Origin of the sequence: Agromyces mediolanus, from assembly GCF_014648575.1 — a bacterium.
GTDB classification, from domain to species: domain Bacteria; phylum Actinomycetota; class Actinomycetes; order Actinomycetales; family Microbacteriaceae; genus Agromyces; species Agromyces mediolanus.
Genome location: NZ_BMRJ01000001.1, coordinates 332,122 through 348,512 on the forward strand (window position 1 = coordinate 332,122; position 16,391 = coordinate 348,512).

Here is a 16,391-nt window from a genome sequence, read left to right on the forward strand (position 1 = left end):
GCGGGCGTAGCGTTGCATATCGCAACAGCAGATCCGGGAGGTCGCGATGGTCGAAGCAGTCGGGCGCAACGCCGACGCACGCACGCGGAGCGCGGACGCCGCCGCCATCCTGAGCGCGCTCATCGTCGTCTCCCGTCGCGGCGTCGCCGACGCGCGGACCGCGCGCATCCGGCTCTCGATGACCGAGCAGTCGATCCTCGGCTACCTCGTCGAGCACCCGGGTGCCCGCTCCACCGACATCGCGCAGGCGTTCCGGCTGAACCGCTCGACCGTGTCCCGGCAGCTCGCCGGCCTCGTGCGGCTCGGCGTCGTGCGCGAACTCACCGATGCCTCGGGGCGCGGCACCCCGCTCGAGCTCACCGAGGATGGCTGGGCCGCCTACCACGAGGCGATCGGCATCCTGCAGGGCGTCGTCGACCGCCACCTGAGCGACTGGAGCGATGACGAGGTGGCGCGCTTCGCGCGCGACCTGCAGCGCTTCAACCGTGACGCCGAGGGCGAGACCCGCCCCTGACGTCGCCCGAGCGGGCGGCCCACCGCCGCTCGAGCAGCTCCACCAGAAGCTCCACAAGAGAAGAGGAATGACCATGCAACACATCACCGTGCTCGGCACCGGAGTGCTCGGCTCGCAGATCGCGTTCCAGACCGCGTACCACGGCTTCGACGTGGTGGCCTACGACGTCGACGAGCCCGCGCTCGTCGCGGCGAAGGAGCGCTTCGCCAAGCTCGCCGAGACCTACCGCGCCGAGGGCGTGGCCGGTGCCGCCGAGGGCAAGGCGGAGGAGGCGCTCGCGCGCATCCGCACGAGCCACGTGCTCGCCGACGCCGTCGCCGACGCCGACCTCGTGATCGAGGCCGTGCCCGAGAACCCCGACATCAAGAAGTCTGTCTACGAGGAGCTCGGTCGGGTCGCCCCCGCCCGCACGATCTTCGCGACGAACTCCTCGACGCTGCTGCCGAGCGCGCTCGCGCCGTTCACCGGGCGGCCGGAGCAGTTCCTGGCGCTGCACTTCGCGAACCGCGTCTGGGCGCACAACACCGCCGAGGTGATGGGCACCGAGCAGACCGACCCGGCCGTGTACCGGGCGGTCGTCGAGTTCGCCGGGCAGATCGGCATGGTCCCGATCGAGATCAAGAAGGAGAAGGCCGGGTACCTGCTGAACTCGCTGCTCGTGCCGTTCCTGCAGGCCGCCGGCGAGCTGCTCGTGGACGGCATCGCCGAGCCGGAGGCGATCGACCAGACTTGGCGCATCGGCACCGGCGCCCCGATGGGGCCCTTCCAGATCTACGACATCGTCGGCCTGACCACGGCGTACAACATCTCGATGATGGGCGACGAGAAGCAGCGCGCCTTCGCCGCGCTCATCAAGGAGCGCTACATCGACCAGGGCAAGCTCGGCGTCGCGACGGGCGAGGGCTTCTACACCTACCCCGCGGCCTGAGCCGCCGGCGGCTCGCCCGGTCCCGCGCGCAGCGCCGGCGCCGCTGCGCCCCGCCCGCGGCTCCGGCGAACGACAGAACGCCCGCCCCTCATTCGGAGGGGCGGGCGTTCCGCATGCGGTGAGTGGTCAGCTCGTCTCGGCGGAACCCGCCGAGCGCTGGGCCGAGGCCGGAGCCCCGCCCTGGACATCGGCGGTCTCGCCGCCCTCGCCGTCGACCGTCTCGTCGTCGGCGTCGCCCGTGACGACGGTGCCGTCGCCGAGCGCCGCCTCGGCGTCGAGGTCGGTGGCCGCCTGCTCGAACTGCGAGTTGTAGAGGCGGTAGTACGCGCCCTTCTTCTCGATCAGCTGCTCGTGGTTGCCCTGCTCGACGATGTCGCCGTGCTCCATCACGAGGATGAGGTCGGCGTCGCGGATCGTCGAGAGCCGGTGCGCGATCACGAAGGAGGTGCGTCCCTCGCGGAGCGCCGCCATCGCGTTCTGCAGCAGCAGCTCGGTGCGGGTGTCGACGGAGCTCGTCGCCTCGTCGAGGATGAGCACCGAGGGCTGCGACACGAACGCGCGGGCGATCGTGATGAGCTGCTTCTCGCCGGCGGACACGTTGGCGGCGTCCTCGTCGAGCACGGTGTCGTACCCGTCGGGCAGCGAGTGCACGAAGCGGTCGACGTAGGTGGCCTTCGCCGCCGCGATGATCTCGTCGTCGCTCGCCGACTGCCGGCCGTAGCGGATGTTCTCGCGGATGGTGCCGGCGAACAGCCACGGGTCCTGCAGCACCATGCCGGTGCGGGCGCGGACGTCGTGCCGGGTGAGCTCGGCGATGTCCTGACCGTTCAGCAGGATGCGGCCGCCGTTCAGCTCGTAGAACCGCATGATGAGGTTCACGAGCGTCGTCTTGCCGGCGCCCGTCGGCCCCACGATCGCGACCGTCTGCCCGGGTTCGACCCGGAACGAGAGGTCGCGGATGAGCGGCCGGTCGGGGTGGTACGCGAACGAGACGTGCTCGAACTCGATCGTGCCGTCGCCGACGGCCGGAGCGGGCGCGTCGGCCGCGTCGGCCTCCTGCTCGTCCTGGTCGAGCAGCTCGAAGACGCGCTCGGCCGAGGCCGTGCCCGACTGCACCACGGCGGCCATGCCGCCGAGCTCCGAGAGGGGCTGCGTGAACTGCTGCGAGTACTGGATGAACGCCTGCACGTCGCCGAGCCGCAGCTGGCCGCCGGCCACCATGAGCCCGCCGAGCACCGCGATGCCGACGTAGGTCAGGTTCCCGATGAACATCATGCCGGGCATCATGATGTTCGAGAGGAACTGCGCCTTGAACGAGGCCCGGTAGAGCTCCTCGTTCTCGGCCTTGAACGCCTCGAGGCTCGACTGCTCGCGACCGAACACCTTGACGAGCGCGTGGCCCGAGAACGACTCCTCGACGCGGGCGTTCAGTCGGCCGACCTTGCGCCACTGGATGCCGAAGGCCTTCTGCGACTTCGGGCCGATGATGCCGAAGATCACGGCCATGAGCGGCAGCGACACGAGGGCGACGAGCGAGAGCTGCCACGAGATCGAGAACATCATGATGAGCACGCCGACCACGGTGAGCACCGCGGTGAGCGCTCCGGAGAGCGACTGCTGCATCATCTGGGTGATGTTGTCGATGTCGTTCGTCACGCGCGAGATCAGCTCGCCGCGCTGCACCTTGTCGAAGTAGCTGAGCGGCAGGCGGTTGATCTTCGCCTCGACCTCTTCGCGGAGGCGCCACATGGTGCGCACCATGATGACGTTGATCACGTAGCCCTGGAGCCAGGTGAGCACCGCCGCCGCGAAGTACAGGCCGAGCACGAGGATGATGACCTGGCTGAGGCGCACGAAGTCGATGCCCTCGCCGGGGACGACCCCGGCCGCGGCGACGATGTTCGCGATCTCCTCCTGGCCGGCCGCCCGGAGCTGCTCGACGGCCTGCTCGGTCGTCGTTCCCGCCGGGAGCTGCGAGCCGATGACGCCGGTGAAGACGAGGTTCGTCGCCTCGCCGAGCACCTTCGGGCCGAGCACGGTGAGCAGCACGCCGACCGCGCCGAGGAGCGAGACCAGGGCGAAGGCGTACTTGTGCGGGGCCAGGAGGCCGAGGAGCCGGCCGAAGGACTGGCGGAAGTTCTTCGCCTTGCCGGGCGCGACCGCCCCCGACCAGTCGTCGGCGGAGATGCGGGCCTGCTCGGCGAGCTCGAGTTCGAGCTTCTCCTCTTCGCTGAGCTCCGGCTGCTGCGGGGTCGTGCGGGTCATCGTGCGGCCTCCACTCCGAGCTGGGATTCGACGATCTCGCGATACGTCTGGCACGTCTCGAGGAGCTCGGCGTGCGTGCCGACGCCCACCATGCCGCCGTCGTCGAGGACGACGATGCGGTCGGCGTCGGTGATCGTGGAGACGCGCTGCGCGACCACGATCTTGGTGACCTCGGGGAGCTCCCGCCAGAGCGCCTGGCGGAGCCTGGCGTCGGTCGTGAGGTCGAGCGCCGAGAACGAGTCGTCGAAGACGAGGATCTCGGGCGCGTGCACGATCGCGCGGGCGATGGCGAGCCGCTGCCGCTGCCCGCCCGATACATTCGTGCCGCCCTGCGCGATGCGGGCGTCGAGCCCGCCCGGCATCTCCTCGACGAAGTCGCGGCCCTGCGCGATCTCGAGCGCGTGCCAGAGCTCTTCGTCGGTGGCGTCCTCGCGGCCGAAGCGCAGGTTCGAGCCGACGGTGCCGCTGAACAGGAAGGGGCGCTGCGGCACGAGGCCGATCGTCTGCCAGAGCGCGTCGAGGTCGGCGCGGCGCACGTCGACGCCGTTCACGACGACCTCGCCGCTTGTCACGTCGAAGAGCCGCGGGATGAGCGAGATGAGCGTCGTCTTGCCGGCGCCGGTGGAGCCGACGATGGCGACGGTCTCGCCGCGGGCGGCGCTGAAGGAGATGCCCTCGAGCACGGGGTGCTCGGCGCCCGGGTAGGTGAACGCCGCGTCGCGGAAGGTCACCGTGCCGGTCTCGGGGAACTCGCTCACGGCGTCGGCCGGGCGCTCGAGCGAGGTGTCGGCGTGCAGCACCTCGCCGATGCGGTCGGCCGAGACCGCCGCACGCGGGATCATCATCGTCATGAAGCTCGCCATGAGCACACCGCCGAGGATGATGCCGATGTACTGCATGAAGGCGAGGAGCGTGCCGATCTGCACGCCGCCCTGGTCGACCTCGATCGCGCCGAACCAGATCACCGCGATGGTGGTGACGTTCAGGATCAGCATGAAGAGGGGGAACAGCAGCACGAAGAGCGAGCCGACCTTGCGGCCGACGACCATGATGTCGGTGTTCGCCTCGCGGAAGCGTTCTTCTTCGATCGGCTCGCGCACGAAGGCGCGGATGACGCGGATGCCGGTGAGCTGCTCGCGCATGACGCGGTTCACGCCGTCGAGCTTGCGCTGGTAGGAGCGGAACAGCGGCACCATGCGGCCGATGACGAGGGCGGCGAGCACGAGCAGGGTCGGCACCGCGACGCCGATGATCCAGCTGAGCCCGACGTCCTGCTGGAGCGCCATGATGATGCCGCCGATCGCGAGCAGCGGCGCCGTCACGAGGAACGTCGCCGCCATCATCGCGAGCATCTGCACCTGCTGCACGTCGTTCGTGTTGCGGGTGATGAGCGAGCCGGGGCCGAACTTCGACACCTCGCGCTCAGAGAAGCTCGAGACGCGCTCGAAGACGTCGTTGCGGATGTCGCGGCCGAGCTGCATGGCCGCGCGGGCGGCGAAGTAGGTGGCGATGATCGAGCACAGGATCTGGCCCAGGGAGATCGTGAGCATGAAAGTGCCCGTCGACCAGATGTACGCGGTGTCGCCGCGGGACACGCCCTCGTCGACAATGTCGGCGTTCAGGCGCGGGAGGTAGAGGCTCGCGAGGGCGGAGAGGAACTGGAACACCAGCACCCCCAGCAGGAGCCATTTGTATGGTTTGAGGTATCTGACGAGCAGCTTTGCAAGCACGGGAGACTCCGGGGTTCGATCGTGTCGGTGCGGAGGGACGCTCCATTGTGCAGCGCCCCGCCGACATCCGCGTACGCGGTCCGCGAACGCGAGGAAATCACGATATATCGCGTTCGACGAGGAGTCACGATATATCGTGTTCAGAGATCCCGCAACCACCGCTCGGGGGAGGCGGCATCGTCCCGGGGTACCATCTCCGTTCCGATCGGCATCCCAGCCCCGGCGCAGCACGGCGACGCATCCGCGCCCGGGGTCGGACCGGCCGATTAGACTCGCCCGCGTGACCGGCCTGACCACCGCCCCGGGCGCGCGAGCGCCGCGTTTCCCCCTCGACGTCGAGGCGGTGCCCCGCACGGTGCGCGCCGAGGCGCTGCTCGACGCGCTGCGCACGCGGGTCGTGATCGCCGACGGGGCGATGGGCACCATGCTGCAGCAGCACGAGCTCTCCCTCGACGTCGACTTCGAGGGCCACGAGGGCTGCAACGAGATCCTGAACGCCACCCGCCCCGACGTCATCGGCGGCATCCACGACGCGTATCTCGCCGTCGGCATCGACGCCGTCGAGACGAACACCTTCGGCGCGAACTGGTCGAACCTCTCCGACTACGGCATCGACGACCGCATCGCCGAGCTCGCCGAGTCCGGGGCCCGCATCGCCCGCGAGCGCGTCGAGGCCGCCGAGCGCGCCGACGGCCGCCTGCGCTGGGTGCTCGGCTCGATGGGCCCCGGCACGAAGCTGCCGAGCCTCGGCCACACCACGTACGAGCACCTCAAGCAGACGTTCGCGCTGCAGGCCGAAGGCCTCATCGACGGCGGGGCCGACGCCTTCCTCGTCGAGACCTCGCAGGACCTGCTGCAGACGAAGGCCGCGGTGAACGGCTGCAAGCAGGCGATCGTCGCCCGCGGCATCCGCCTGCCGATCCTCGTCGAGGTGACCGTCGAGACCACCGGCACCATGCTCATGGGCTCCGAGATCGGCGCCGCGCTCACCGCCCTCGAACCCCTCGGCGTCGACGCGATCGGCCTGAACTGCGCCACCGGCCCGGCCGAGATGAGCGAGCACCTCCGCCACCTCGCCAAGCACTCGCCCGTCCCCGTCGCCTGCATGCCGAACGCCGGCCTCCCCGTGCTCGGCGCCGACGGCGCGCACTACCCGCTCACGCCGGCCGAGCTCGCGACGGCGCACGAGCAGTTCGTGCGCGAGTTCGGCCTCGCCCTCGTCGGCGGCTGCTGCGGCACGACGCCCGAGCACCTCGCGGCGGTCGTCGCGCGGCTCCGCGCCGACGCCCCGACGGGCGCCGGCACCGCAGCGGATGCCTCGGCGCCGGCCGTCGGCGAGGCATCCCGCCGCCCGCGCATCGAGCCGGGCGTCGCCTCGCTCTACCAGCACGTCCCCTTCGACCAGGACGCCGCGTACCTCGCGATCGGCGAGCGCACCAACGCGAACGGCTCGAAGGCCTTCCGCGAGGCCATGCTCGAGGGCCGCTACGAGGACTGCGTCGAGATCGCGAAGCAGCAGACCCGCGTCGGCGCCCACCTCCTCGACGTCTGCGTCGATTACGTCGGCCGCGACGGCGTCGCCGACATCCGCGAGATCGTCTCCCGGCTCGCGAGCGCCTCGACCCTGCCGCTCGTCGTCGACTCCACCGAGCCCGCCGTGATCGCCGCAGGCCTCGAGCTCATCGGCGGTCGCCCCGTGGTGAACTCCGTCAACTACGAGGACGGCGACGGCCCCGCCTCCCGCTTCGGCCGCATCATGCCGCTCGTGAAGGAGCACGGCGCCGCCGTCGTCGCCCTCACCATCGACGAGCAGGGGCAGGCGCGAACCGCCGACGACAAGGTGCGCATCGCCACCCGCCTCGTCGAGGAGCTCACGGGGGAGTGGGGGCTGCACGAGCACGACATCGTGCTCGACGCGCTCACCTTCCCGATCGCCACCGGTCAGGAGGAGACCCGGCGCGACGCGATCGAGACGATCGAGGCGATCCGCCGCCTGCACGAGACGTACCCGGGGCTGCACTTCACCCTCGGCGTCTCCAACGTCTCCTTCGGGTTGAACCCGGCCGCGCGCAGCGTGCTCAACTCCGTCTTCCTGCACGAAGCGGTCGAAGCGGGCCTCGACTCCGGCATCATCGACGCCGCGAAGATCGTGCCGCTCGCCTCGCTGTCGCCGGAGCAGCGCGAGGTCGCCCTCGACCTCGTCTGGGACCGCCGCGCCTTCGACGCCGAGGGCAACGTCACGTACGACCCGCTCGCCCGCATGCTCGACCTCTTCGCCGGCGTCGACACCGCCGCGCTGCGCGACCAGCGCGCCGCCGAGCTCGCCGCGCTGCCCGTCGGCGAGCGCCTCGAACGCCGCATCGTCGACGGCGAGGGCAAGGGGCTCGAAGCCGACCTCCAGCTCGCGCTCGCCGACGGCATGACGGCGCTCGGCATCATCAACGACCACCTGCTCGAGGGCATGAAGGTCGTCGGCGAGCGCTTCGGCGCGGGCGAGATGCAGCTGCCCTTCGTGCTGCAATCGGCCGAGGTCATGAAGAACGCGGTCGCCCTGCTCGAACCGCACATGGAGAAGGCGGATGCCGCGGGCAAGGGCCGCATCGTCCTCGCCACCGTGCGCGGCGACGTGCACGACATCGGCAAGAACCTCGTCGACATCATCCTGACGAACAACGGCTACGAGGTGATCAACCTCGGCATCAAGCAGCCCATCGCGGACATCATCGCCGCCGCCGAGCAGCACGACGCCGACGTGATCGGCATGTCCGGGCTGCTCGTGAAGTCCACCGTCGTGATGAAGGAGAACCTCGAGGAGCTGAACGCCCGAGGTCTCGCGAAGCGCTGGCCCGTCATCCTCGGCGGCGCGGCGCTCACCCGCACCTACGTCGAGGACGACCTCGCCGGCCTCTTCGACGGCGAGGTTCGCTACGCCCGCGACGCCTTCGAGGGCCTCGCCCTGATGGAGCCGCTCGTGCGCATCGCCCGCGGCGCCGACCCCGCCGAGGTGGGGCTGCCGGCGCTGAAGAAGCGCATCCACTCCGCCGGCTCGCGGCTGACGCTCACTGAGCCCGACGCGATGCCCGCGCGCTCCGACGTCGCGCGCGACAACGCCGTGCCCGCCCCGCCGTTCTGGGGCACCCGCATCGTGCGCGGCATCGCGCTCGCCGACTACGCCGCGTTCCTCGACGAGCGGGCGACGTTCCTCGGTCAGTGGGGCCTGAAGCCCGGACGCGGCGAGGGCGGCGCGAGCTACGAGGAGCTCGTCGAGCGCGAGGGGCGGCCGAGGCTCCGGTACTGGCTCGACCGCATCCTCGCCGAGGGCATGCTCGACGCCTCGGTCGCGTACGGCTTCTTCCCCGTCGTCTCGGAGGGTGACGACGTCGTGGTCCTGCACCACGGCGACGATCCGCAGGGCGTGCTGGGGCATCCGGGGCTGCTCGCGCCCGACGGCGGCTCCGGCGGCGTGCTCGGCGCCGATCGGCTGCGCTTCCGCTTCCCCCGGCAGCGCCGCGACCGGCACCTGTGCCTCGCCGACTTCGTGCGGTCGCGGGAGTCCGGCGAGATCGACGTGCTGCCTGTGCAGCTCGTCACCGCGGGCGCGAGCATCGACGCGGTCACCGCGAAGCTCTTCGCCGAGAACCGCTACCGCGACTACTACGAGCTGAACGGCCTCGTCATGCAGCTCACCGAGGCGCTCGCCGAGTTCTGGCACGCGCGCATCCGGGCGGAGCTCGGCTTCGCCGCCGAGGATCCGGCGGATGCCGCAGGCCTCTTCAAGCTCGAGTACCGGGGCGCGAGGTTCTCGCTCGGCTATCCCGCGTGTCCAGACATGGAGGACCGCCGCAAGGTCGTCGAGCTGCTGCGCCCCGAGCGCATGGGCGTCGAGCTCAGCGAGGAGCTGCAGCTGCACCCCGAGCAGTCGACGGATGCCTTCGTCTTCCACCACCCCGAGGCGAAGTACTTCTCCGTCTGACTGGTTCCCTGAGCTCGTCGAAGGGCTGGTTCCCTGAGCATGTCGAAGGGTTGGTTCCCTGAGCATGTCGAAGGGTGGTTCCCTGAGCTCGTCGAAGGGCTGGTTCCCTGAGCTCGTCGAAGGGCGCTTCGACGAGCTCAGCGAACCACTGGGGCGCTTCGACGAGCTCAGCGAACCACTGGTTCCCTGAGCTTGTCGAAGGGGCGCGACCGCTTCGACAGGCTCAGCGAACCGGGCTCAGCGACCCACGCGGCGCACCGCGCTCAGCGCAGCGCATCGCGCGGCAGTTTCGCCCGGCGGAGGGCCGCGAGCACCGCCGGCCCCGCCACCGCCAGGCCGATGACTGTCGTGATGGCGCGCAGCGTGTCCCAGCTCGCCGTCGAGGTGATGAGCGAGTACAGCAAGAAGCTGCCGAGGTTCTCGCCGAGCGTCGCGCCCGGCTCGTACGAGATGCCCGCGCCCGTGCCGACGGCGAACGGCCAGTACCAGAAGTTCATGACGAGCCCGAAGGCGTACGAGGCGAGCACGCCGTAACCCGCGAGCATGGCGATCTCGGCGAGCTTCGCCCGCGGTCCGCGGAGGCGGGGGAGGAGCCCGGCCCCGGCACCGACCCAGCCGCAGGCGAACATCTGGAACGGCGTCCACGGCCCGAAGCCGCCCTGCAGCGTCGAGGACAGCAGGATGACGAACACGCCGAGCAAGAAGCCGAACCGCGCCCCGTACGCCCGGCCGGCGAGGATCAGCAGCACGAACACCGCCTCGATCCCGCCGACGCCGGTGCCGACGACCCGCACCGCGGCCCCGACGGCCGTGAGCGTGCCGAGCAACGCGAGCACCTTCGCCGAGCGCACGCTGCCGTCGAGCACGAACACCAGTGTCACTGCGGCGAGCGGCGCGAGGGCGAGGGCGACGAAGGGCACCGCGCCCTGCGCCTCCGTGGGCACCGCCGGAGCGAACAGCGGCCAGGCGAAGGCGGTCGCGGCGAGCAGGTGCCCGCCCCAGACGAGCGGGGTCTGCACGCGGGGGCTCCACTTCACGAGCGCACCGCCGTCCGCAGGGCGCCGGCGCCGAGCCGGCCGTCGCGCATCTCGATGGTGCGCTCGGCGAGTTCGCTCGCGAACGCGTGGTCGTGCGTGGCGATCGCGACCGCGCGGCCTTCGCCGGCGGCGGTCCGGAGCGCTGCCGCCACGAGCGATCTGGCCCGGGCGTCGAGGCCGCGCGTGGGCTCGTCGATGAGCAGCACCGAGGCATCCGCCGCCAGCTGGATCGCGATCGCCAGGCAGCGCCGTTCGCCGGTCGAGAGGTCGCGCGGATGGCTCGCCAGCAGTCGCGCGGCGGTGCTCGTGCCGTCCCCCGCGCCGAGGAAGGCGAGGAAGCGGGCGCGCGTCGTCCCGCCGGGCGCGCCGGCCTCGCGGTCGGCCCGTCGGCACTCCTCCTCGGTGCTCGTCGCGCACAGCAGGTCGTCGGATGCCTCGGGCACGAGCGCGACCGCCGCGCGCCTGGCACGCCGGCGCAGCCGGGCGACGTCGATGCCGTTCACGCGGACCGCGCCGGCCGCCTTCGGCAGCGCGAGGGCGAGCAGCAGGGTGGACTTGCCGGCGCCGTTCGGCCCGGCGAGCGCCACGATCTCGCCGGCGCAGAGATCGAGGGATGCCTCGTCGACCGCGACCCGGCCGCCGAGCACGACGTGGATGCCGCGGGCTTCGAGCCGTGCCTCGCCGCCAGATCGGGCCTCCCCCGTCGAAGCGCCCGTCGCGGCCGGACCGCGGTCGTGGCTCGAGGCATCCTCCTCGCCCGCCGGTGCGGCCCCCGCGCCGGGCGCGACGCGGACGACCCGGCCGTCGCCGAGGTCGAAGCGGGCGTCGGCGACGGCGGCGAGCTCGCCGACGCGGTGCTCGGCGACGACGACGCAGACGCCGTGCTCGTGGGCGAGGGAGTCGAGCAGGGTGCGGATCCGCAGTCGCGCCTCGCGGTCGAGGTCGGCGAGCGGCTCGTCGACGAGGAGGATGCGCGGGCGTTCGACGAGCGCGGCGGCGATCGCGACGAGGGTCGCCTCGCCGGCGGAGAGCGCGCGGATGTCCCGGTCGAGCAGCGCCGTCACGCCGACGCGCGCCGCGGCCTCGGCGACGCGGGCCGCGACGATCGAGGCGACGACGCCGCGCGCGGTCGGGGCGAAGCCGATCTCGTCGGCGACGGTCTCGCTGGCGAAGCCGATCCGGGGGTTCTGCAGCACCACGCCGATGAACCCCGCGGTCTCCCGAGGCGGCACCGTACGGCGGTCGACGCCGCCGACGCGGGCGAAGCCGTGCAGCTCGCCGTCGTCGAAGTGGGTGTGCAGGCCGCTCAGCGCGTGCAGCATCGTCGACTTGCCGGAGCCGGTCGGACCGCTCACGAGCACGAGGCTGCCGGCGGGGACGACGAACTCCTCGACGGCGAGCGTCCAGCCCTCGACGGGCGCACCGGGGTCGGCGTCCGCGGCATCCGCGCACGCCCCGTAGGCGAGCACGACGTGGCGGAACTCGATCGGGGTCGCCCTCCCGGCATCCACCGAGCGCTGCGCGCCGAAGCCGCGCACCTCCATCGCGGCCGCGATCGCGACGGCGCGTTCGACGGTGCGCTCGAGCAGGGGGACGAGCAGGGCGGCGGCGCCGCGGGATCCGCGGAGCTTCCGGGCGAGCGCGACCTGGCGGACGGCGTCGCCGAGCGCGGGGACCGTCGCCCAGGCGATGACGAGGGTACGCGCCGCGCCGCGAAGGGGGCCGCCCCGCGCCCCGCGCGCGAACAGCTTCGACAGGTCGATGCAGGCATTGATCGCCCCGAAGGCGAAGATCACGGCCGCGATGGGCAGGGCGCTCTCGACCGAGTTCCAGAGGCCGCCGCTCGTGATCGGACCGAGCATCGTGACGTGCGCGAACGGCGCGGGCAGGCGCACCACGGGCAGATCGACGAGCACGGTCCCGCTGCCGTCGACCCCGTGGAAGAGGATGCGGTACAGCACGCGCACGACGATGAATCCGATCGCGAGGATCGCGGCGTGCCGCAGCGGTGCGGCTCGGAATCGGAACACGGCGTGGCTCGTGGGGGTCGAAGGCGCCGGCGGGATCACTCCGCGGGGGCGGCCGGTTCGTCGTTCAGCGTGAAGAGGAGCTCGACGGCGTCGCCGGGCTGCAGTTCGAGGGTGCTGAGGCCCTCCTGTGCGTAGCCCCACTCGCCGTCGGCCGGCTTGTGCCAGAGCGCCCAGTAGGCGAATGCGGCCGGCATCGACTCGCAGGTCTCGTGGTACTCGCTGCCGTCTGCGGCCGGGATCGCGAGGTCCTGCTGGGGCACGCCGTTCACCCGGCACACGACCTGGTCGCCGTACTGCGCGGTTCCCTCGGTCTCCACGCCGGCACGGGCGAGCGCGTCGGCTGCGATCATCGGATCTTCGGTGACCACGCAGCTGTCGATCGAGGCGTCGTCGGCGAGCTCGAGGTCGCCGGTGTCGACGACGACGGTGATGCCGCCGCAGGTCCCGGTCGCGGGCTCGGTGGCTGCGGCGCCGGTGGCGGAGGGCGAGGGGGCGGGCTGCCCGGTGCAACCGGCGAGCGCGAGCGCCGTCAGGGCGGCCGCGGCGAGCAGGGAGGCGCGGATGGGGGAGGTCACGCTCCAAGCGTAGGGGCGGCAGAGGTCGGATGTCGCGCTGCGACGCGCAGGGATGCGGTGCCGTTCTTTTCTCTCCCGTCACTTCGCCACGCCGGCACATGCGGCGCTTCTGCGAAGCGCTGCACGTGGCATTGCGGCGTTGTGCGCAGGGCCGCCAGGGCGACGCGACTCCCCTCGCGCAGTGGGCGGCAATCCCTGTGGACAGTCGGCCGCCCCGGCGCGCGGCGTCGCCTAGCGTGCAGGGATGCCTCGAACTCGTCGAACCGTCGTCGCCGCCGCTGCGGTGGCCTTCGGACTGGTCGCCGCGCTCGCCGGGTGCGACGCCGGATCCACGGCGCCGTCGTCGCCTCCGCCCACCCCGTCACCGCCGGCACCGATCTTCGCGAGCGACGAAGAGGCCCTCGCCGCCGCCGAAGCGGCGTATGCGGCATATGCGGCCGTTGATGCCGCGATACTCGCTGACGGAGGGAAAGGGAGCGACCGGATCAAGGATCACGTCTCCGCTACGTACGAGCCAACAGTGCTCAAGGCCTACGCGCAGATAGCTGAGGGCGGCTTGGTCGTCCGTGGTGAGGGCAGCGTCGAAGGCGCGCGCTTGATTGAGGCAAACCGCGAGGTGGTTCAGATCTACGCGTGTCTCGATGTGGGCGGCACGGTCGTTCTGAACGCGGAGGGCGTGGACGTGACTCCCCCCGAACGTCCGTTGCGCACACCTGTGCGCCTCCGATTCGTGCCTGACGGAGACCGCTTGCTGCTCGACGGGAGTGAGAAATGGGATGGCGACGACTTCTGCTGACGGGCGCGTGTGTTGGGGCAGCGCTGGGGTTTGTTGCGGTGCCTCAGATGGCGTCCGCATGCGTGCGCGTCGATGCGATCGTTGGAGCTTGTGCCGCGGGCGCAGTCGACAGCGAATCGGAACGGGTCGACATCATCGGCCAGATCGCGGACGGCCCGGATGATTCTGCGGAGGAGACGGACCTCGTCGAGCGTGCAGGCGAATCCGGGTCCGAGGCACAGGCCGACTCCCCACCCCCACCCCCACCCCCGCCGATGAACTGCAGCCCGATGAACCCGGCGATCTGCGCGGTTCCGGAGACTGAGGAACCGCCGCCGTCGGATCCGGCGCAGCCCGAGCCGACGTTGACCCTTCGCGACGTCGCCTCCTTCAGCCCGGGCTCGTCGGGGCTCGCGAGCGAGCCGTCGGGTTGGGCGATCGTGGGGCGGCCGGTGAACCTCATCGCCGAAGCGGGCCCGGTGACGCGGGCGGGCGTGCTGCTCGGCAGGCCCGTCGAGGTCGCGTTCACCCCGGTCTCCTTCGAGTGGACCGCATCGAGCGGCGAGCGCGTCGTGGCCGGTTCTGCGGGACGCAGCTGGGACGAGCTCGGCCTGCCTGCGCTCTCCAACACCGACACCTCGCTCCGTTTCGAGCAGCCGGGGCGTGCCACTGTTCGGCTGTCCGTGCACTACTCGGCCGAGTACCGCTTCGCGGGATCCGGATGGCGCGGCATCCCCGGCACGCTGTCGGTCGAGGCCGGCGAGCTGGAGCTCCTCGTGGGCACCTTCCGAACCGTGCTCACCGATGGCGACTGTCGGGCGAACCCCGACGGACCGGGCTGTTGATCGATGTCACACTCCGACACACAGCCGAATCCTGTGCAGATTCGTGATGTGGAGAGTCTTCCGATCGAAGACACAGGTGGGCTATGTTAGCCAGTACTCCAACCCAGCGGGCGTCCGCCCGTGCCTCCACGTTGATTGCCCGGGGGCGGATCCATCCGTGCGGCATGACCCGATTCGAGTGCGGCCGCCAGCAGCGTTCCGCCTCGGCCCCCGCGGGGCATCCGCGGAGCGCGACGACCGGTCCGGTCGCCTGCGCAGGGCGGGCACGAGCCGCCCATAGGCACGAACGAAGGAAACACAGCATGGCAACCGGAACCGTCAAGTGGTTCAACGCCGAAAAGGGCTACGGCTTCATCTCCCCGGACGACGGCAGCGCTGACGTCTTCGCGCACTTCAGCGCGATCGACGGCAACGGCTACCGCTCGCTCGACGAGGGGCAGAAGGTCGAGTTCGACGTCGCGCAGGGTCAGAAGGGCCCGCAGGCGGAGAAGATCCGCGCGATCTGATCTCGGCACCGAACGATCTGGACGCCGCGGGGTGGATTCCCCGCGGCGTTCGTCGTTCCCGGCTGCGACACCCGAGCGCCCCAGCGTCAGCACAGCTTGGGCCAATACGCTCGCGGGAATCGGATCGCCCGGTCCGGCGACACGCACCTGGGAGGAACCAGTCTGATGCAGTGCCCCGTTGACGGCGCCGTGCTCGTGATGAGCGAGCGCAGCGGAATCGAGATCGACTACTGCCCCACCTGCCGCGGCGTCTGGCTCGACCGCGGCGAGCTCGACAAGATCCTCGAGCGCGCTGGCCGCGAACTGGGCGCGCAGGCCGCGCCGCAGCAGGCCCCGCAGCAGCCGGCGCCGCCGCAGCAGCCGCAGTACCAGCAGCCCCAGTACCAGCAGCCCGCCCAGCAAGGCGGCCAGAACCCGATGGACCTGCTGCGCCAGATGACGGGTCAGGGGCAGGGCTACGATCAGCGCGGTTCCGACTACGACCGCCGCGGCTACGAGCAGGGCCACTACCGCAAGAAGAAGAAGGAGAACTGGCTCTCCGAGCTCTTCGACTGAGCCGCTCCAACCCTTCGGCTCCACACCGACGAGAGGGTCGCATTCCGACACTGGGATGCCCAAGATGGGCACCGGATGTCGGAATGCGACCCTTTCGCCGCGGGAGCGCGGGAGCGCGGGAGCGCGGGAGCGGGCGCTACGCCTGCGCGCTGCCCGAGATGTTCACGACCCAGCTGATCCCGAAGCGGTCGACCAGCATGCCGAACGCGTCGCCCCAGGGCGCGACGACGAGCGGCTCGACGACCGTGCCGCCGTCGACGAGCCGGTCGTAGTAGCCGCGGAGCACCGCGTCGTCGTCGCCCGACACGGAGACGGCGAACCCCGCGGCGGGCCGGTACTCCAGGTGCGAGGGCGTGTCGGCGGCCATGATCGTGACGCCGTGGTCGCCGTCGATCTGGCCGTGCATGATCTTGTCGGCATCGGCAGGGTCGGCCTGGCCGAAGTCGGCGAACGTCGAGACGTTCAGCGTGCCGCCGAACACCGAGTGGTAGAACTCGAGCGCCTGCCGCGCGTCGTGGTGAAAGTGCAGATACGGGTTCAGTGTGACGGTCATCACTGCTCCTTCGATCGGATCGGACTTCGCGCCGATTCTGCTCCCCTCGTGGGCCGCGCGCGAGGGGCGCGTGCGAATTCGGTCCGGCGAGTTCGGAAGATCGCT

The 16,391-nt window shown here is 71.1% G+C and carries 13 protein-coding genes; 7 read left to right on the forward strand and 6 right to left on the reverse strand.

Features of this window, described 5'->3' with window-relative positions:
* The first annotated feature begins 46 nt into the window (after nucleotides 1-46).
* Together IEY71_RS01460 and IEY71_RS01465 are read left to right on the forward strand one after the other, a co-directional pair.
* The gene (locus tag IEY71_RS01460) at nucleotides 47-514 is read left to right on the forward strand and encodes a MarR family winged helix-turn-helix transcriptional regulator (RefSeq protein ID WP_189083539.1); all 468 of its coding nucleotides are present in this window, start codon (nucleotides 47-49) and stop codon (nucleotides 512-514) included.
* A 73-nt stretch (nucleotides 515-587) separates the two neighbouring features.
* Nucleotides 588-1,442: a 3-hydroxyacyl-CoA dehydrogenase gene (locus IEY71_RS01465; RefSeq protein ID WP_308426112.1), complete on the forward strand. Its 855-nt coding sequence runs from the start codon at nucleotides 588-590 to the stop codon at nucleotides 1,440-1,442.
* Nucleotides 1,443-1,568: 126 nt separating this feature from the next.
* Here IEY71_RS01465 and IEY71_RS01470 read toward each other — a convergent pair whose 3' ends face one another.
* Together IEY71_RS01470 and IEY71_RS01475 are read right to left on the reverse strand one after the other, a co-directional pair.
* Nucleotides 1,569-3,707, reverse strand: coding sequence for an ABC transporter ATP-binding protein (locus IEY71_RS01470; RefSeq protein ID WP_189083541.1), 2,139 nt, complete (start codon nucleotides 3,705-3,707; stop codon nucleotides 1,569-1,571).
* Nucleotides 3,704-5,437, reverse strand: coding sequence for an ABC transporter ATP-binding protein (locus IEY71_RS01475; RefSeq protein WP_189083542.1), 1,734 nt, complete (start codon nucleotides 5,435-5,437; stop codon nucleotides 3,704-3,706). The genes IEY71_RS01470 and IEY71_RS01475 overlap by 4 nt, the downstream gene beginning before the upstream one ends.
* 289 nt (nucleotides 5,438-5,726) lie before the next feature.
* Here IEY71_RS01475 and metH point away from each other — a divergent pair, with 289 nt between their 5' ends.
* The gene (gene metH / locus IEY71_RS01480) at nucleotides 5,727-9,410 is read left to right on the forward strand and encodes a methionine synthase (protein WP_189085024.1); all 3,684 of its coding nucleotides are present in this window, start codon (nucleotides 5,727-5,729) and stop codon (nucleotides 9,408-9,410) included.
* 263 nt (nucleotides 9,411-9,673) lie between these two features.
* On the opposite strand, the gene IEY71_RS01485 is transcribed toward metH, so the two are convergent.
* Genes IEY71_RS01485 through IEY71_RS01495 form a run of 3 tightly spaced genes read right to left on the reverse strand, consistent with a single transcriptional unit; the run spans nucleotide 9,674 to nucleotide 13,052 of the window.
* Nucleotides 9,674-10,447, reverse strand: a complete 774-nt coding sequence (locus IEY71_RS01485; RefSeq protein WP_189083543.1) for an ECF transporter S component — start codon at nucleotides 10,445-10,447, stop codon at nucleotides 9,674-9,676.
* Nucleotides 10,444-12,477 (reverse strand): ATP-binding cassette domain-containing protein, encoded by a 2,034-nt coding sequence (locus tag IEY71_RS01490; protein ID WP_189083544.1) that lies wholly within the window; start codon nucleotides 12,475-12,477, stop codon nucleotides 10,444-10,446. The genes IEY71_RS01485 and IEY71_RS01490 overlap by 4 nt, the downstream gene beginning before the upstream one ends.
* 35 nt (nucleotides 12,478-12,512) lie before the next feature.
* Nucleotides 12,513-13,052, reverse strand: coding sequence for a hypothetical protein (locus IEY71_RS01495; protein WP_189083545.1), 540 nt, complete (start codon nucleotides 13,050-13,052; stop codon nucleotides 12,513-12,515).
* 244 nt (nucleotides 13,053-13,296) lie between these two features.
* Here IEY71_RS01495 and IEY71_RS01500 point away from each other — a divergent pair, with 244 nt between their 5' ends.
* The 4 genes from IEY71_RS01500 to IEY71_RS01515 all read left to right on the forward strand — a co-directional run bounded on the left by IEY71_RS01500 (nucleotide 13,297) and on the right by IEY71_RS01515 (nucleotide 15,733).
* Entirely contained in the window at nucleotides 13,297-13,848 is a 552-nt protein-coding gene (locus IEY71_RS01500) for a hypothetical protein (RefSeq protein ID WP_189083546.1), read from the forward strand.
* Nucleotides 13,824-14,672 carry a hypothetical protein gene (locus tag IEY71_RS01505; RefSeq protein WP_189083547.1) on the forward strand — a complete coding sequence of 283 codons (849 nt, stop codon included), beginning with the start codon at nucleotides 13,824-13,826 and terminating at the stop codon, nucleotides 14,670-14,672. Before IEY71_RS01500 ends, IEY71_RS01505 begins: the two co-directional genes overlap by 25 nt.
* 302 nt (nucleotides 14,673-14,974) lie before the next feature.
* The gene (gene cspE, locus IEY71_RS01510) at nucleotides 14,975-15,178 is read left to right on the forward strand and encodes a transcription antiterminator/RNA stability regulator CspE (RefSeq protein ID WP_189083548.1); all 204 of its coding nucleotides are present in this window, start codon (nucleotides 14,975-14,977) and stop codon (nucleotides 15,176-15,178) included.
* A gap of 165 nt (nucleotides 15,179-15,343) precedes the next feature.
* Entirely contained in the window at nucleotides 15,344-15,733 is a 390-nt protein-coding gene (locus IEY71_RS01515) for a TFIIB-type zinc ribbon-containing protein (protein WP_189083549.1), read from the forward strand.
* A gap of 136 nt (nucleotides 15,734-15,869) precedes the next feature.
* Here IEY71_RS01515 and IEY71_RS01520 read toward each other — a convergent pair whose 3' ends face one another.
* On the reverse strand, nucleotides 15,870-16,286 hold the full coding sequence (locus IEY71_RS01520) for a VOC family protein (protein ID WP_189083550.1): 417 nt from the start codon (nucleotides 16,284-16,286) through the stop codon (nucleotides 15,870-15,872).
* Nucleotides 16,287-16,391 lie beyond the last annotated feature (105 nt).

What these genes read in the sequence shown, in the direction of transcription:
- IEY71_RS01460 (WP_189083539.1), top strand. Translation starts at nt 47, where the DNA reads ATGGTCGAAGCAGTCGGGCGCAACGCCGACGCACGCACGCGGAGCGCG.
- IEY71_RS01520 (WP_189083550.1), bottom strand. Translation starts at nt 16,286, where the DNA reads ATGACCGTCACACTGAACCCGTATCTGCACTTTCACCACGACGCGCGG.
- cspE (WP_189083548.1), top strand. Translation starts at nt 14,975, where the DNA reads ATGGCAACCGGAACCGTCAAGTGGTTCAACGCCGAAAAGGGCTACGGC.
- IEY71_RS01500 (WP_189083546.1), top strand. Translation starts at nt 13,297, where the DNA reads ATGCCTCGAACTCGTCGAACCGTCGTCGCCGCCGCTGCGGTGGCCTTC.
- IEY71_RS01515 (WP_189083549.1), top strand. Translation starts at nt 15,344, where the DNA reads ATGCAGTGCCCCGTTGACGGCGCCGTGCTCGTGATGAGCGAGCGCAGC.
- IEY71_RS01505 (WP_189083547.1), top strand. Translation starts at nt 13,824, where the DNA reads ATGGGATGGCGACGACTTCTGCTGACGGGCGCGTGTGTTGGGGCAGCG.
- IEY71_RS01465 (WP_308426112.1), top strand. Translation starts at nt 588, where the DNA reads ATGCAACACATCACCGTGCTCGGCACCGGAGTGCTCGGCTCGCAGATC.
- IEY71_RS01470 (WP_189083541.1), bottom strand. Translation starts at nt 3,707, where the DNA reads ATGACCCGCACGACCCCGCAGCAGCCGGAGCTCAGCGAAGAGGAGAAG.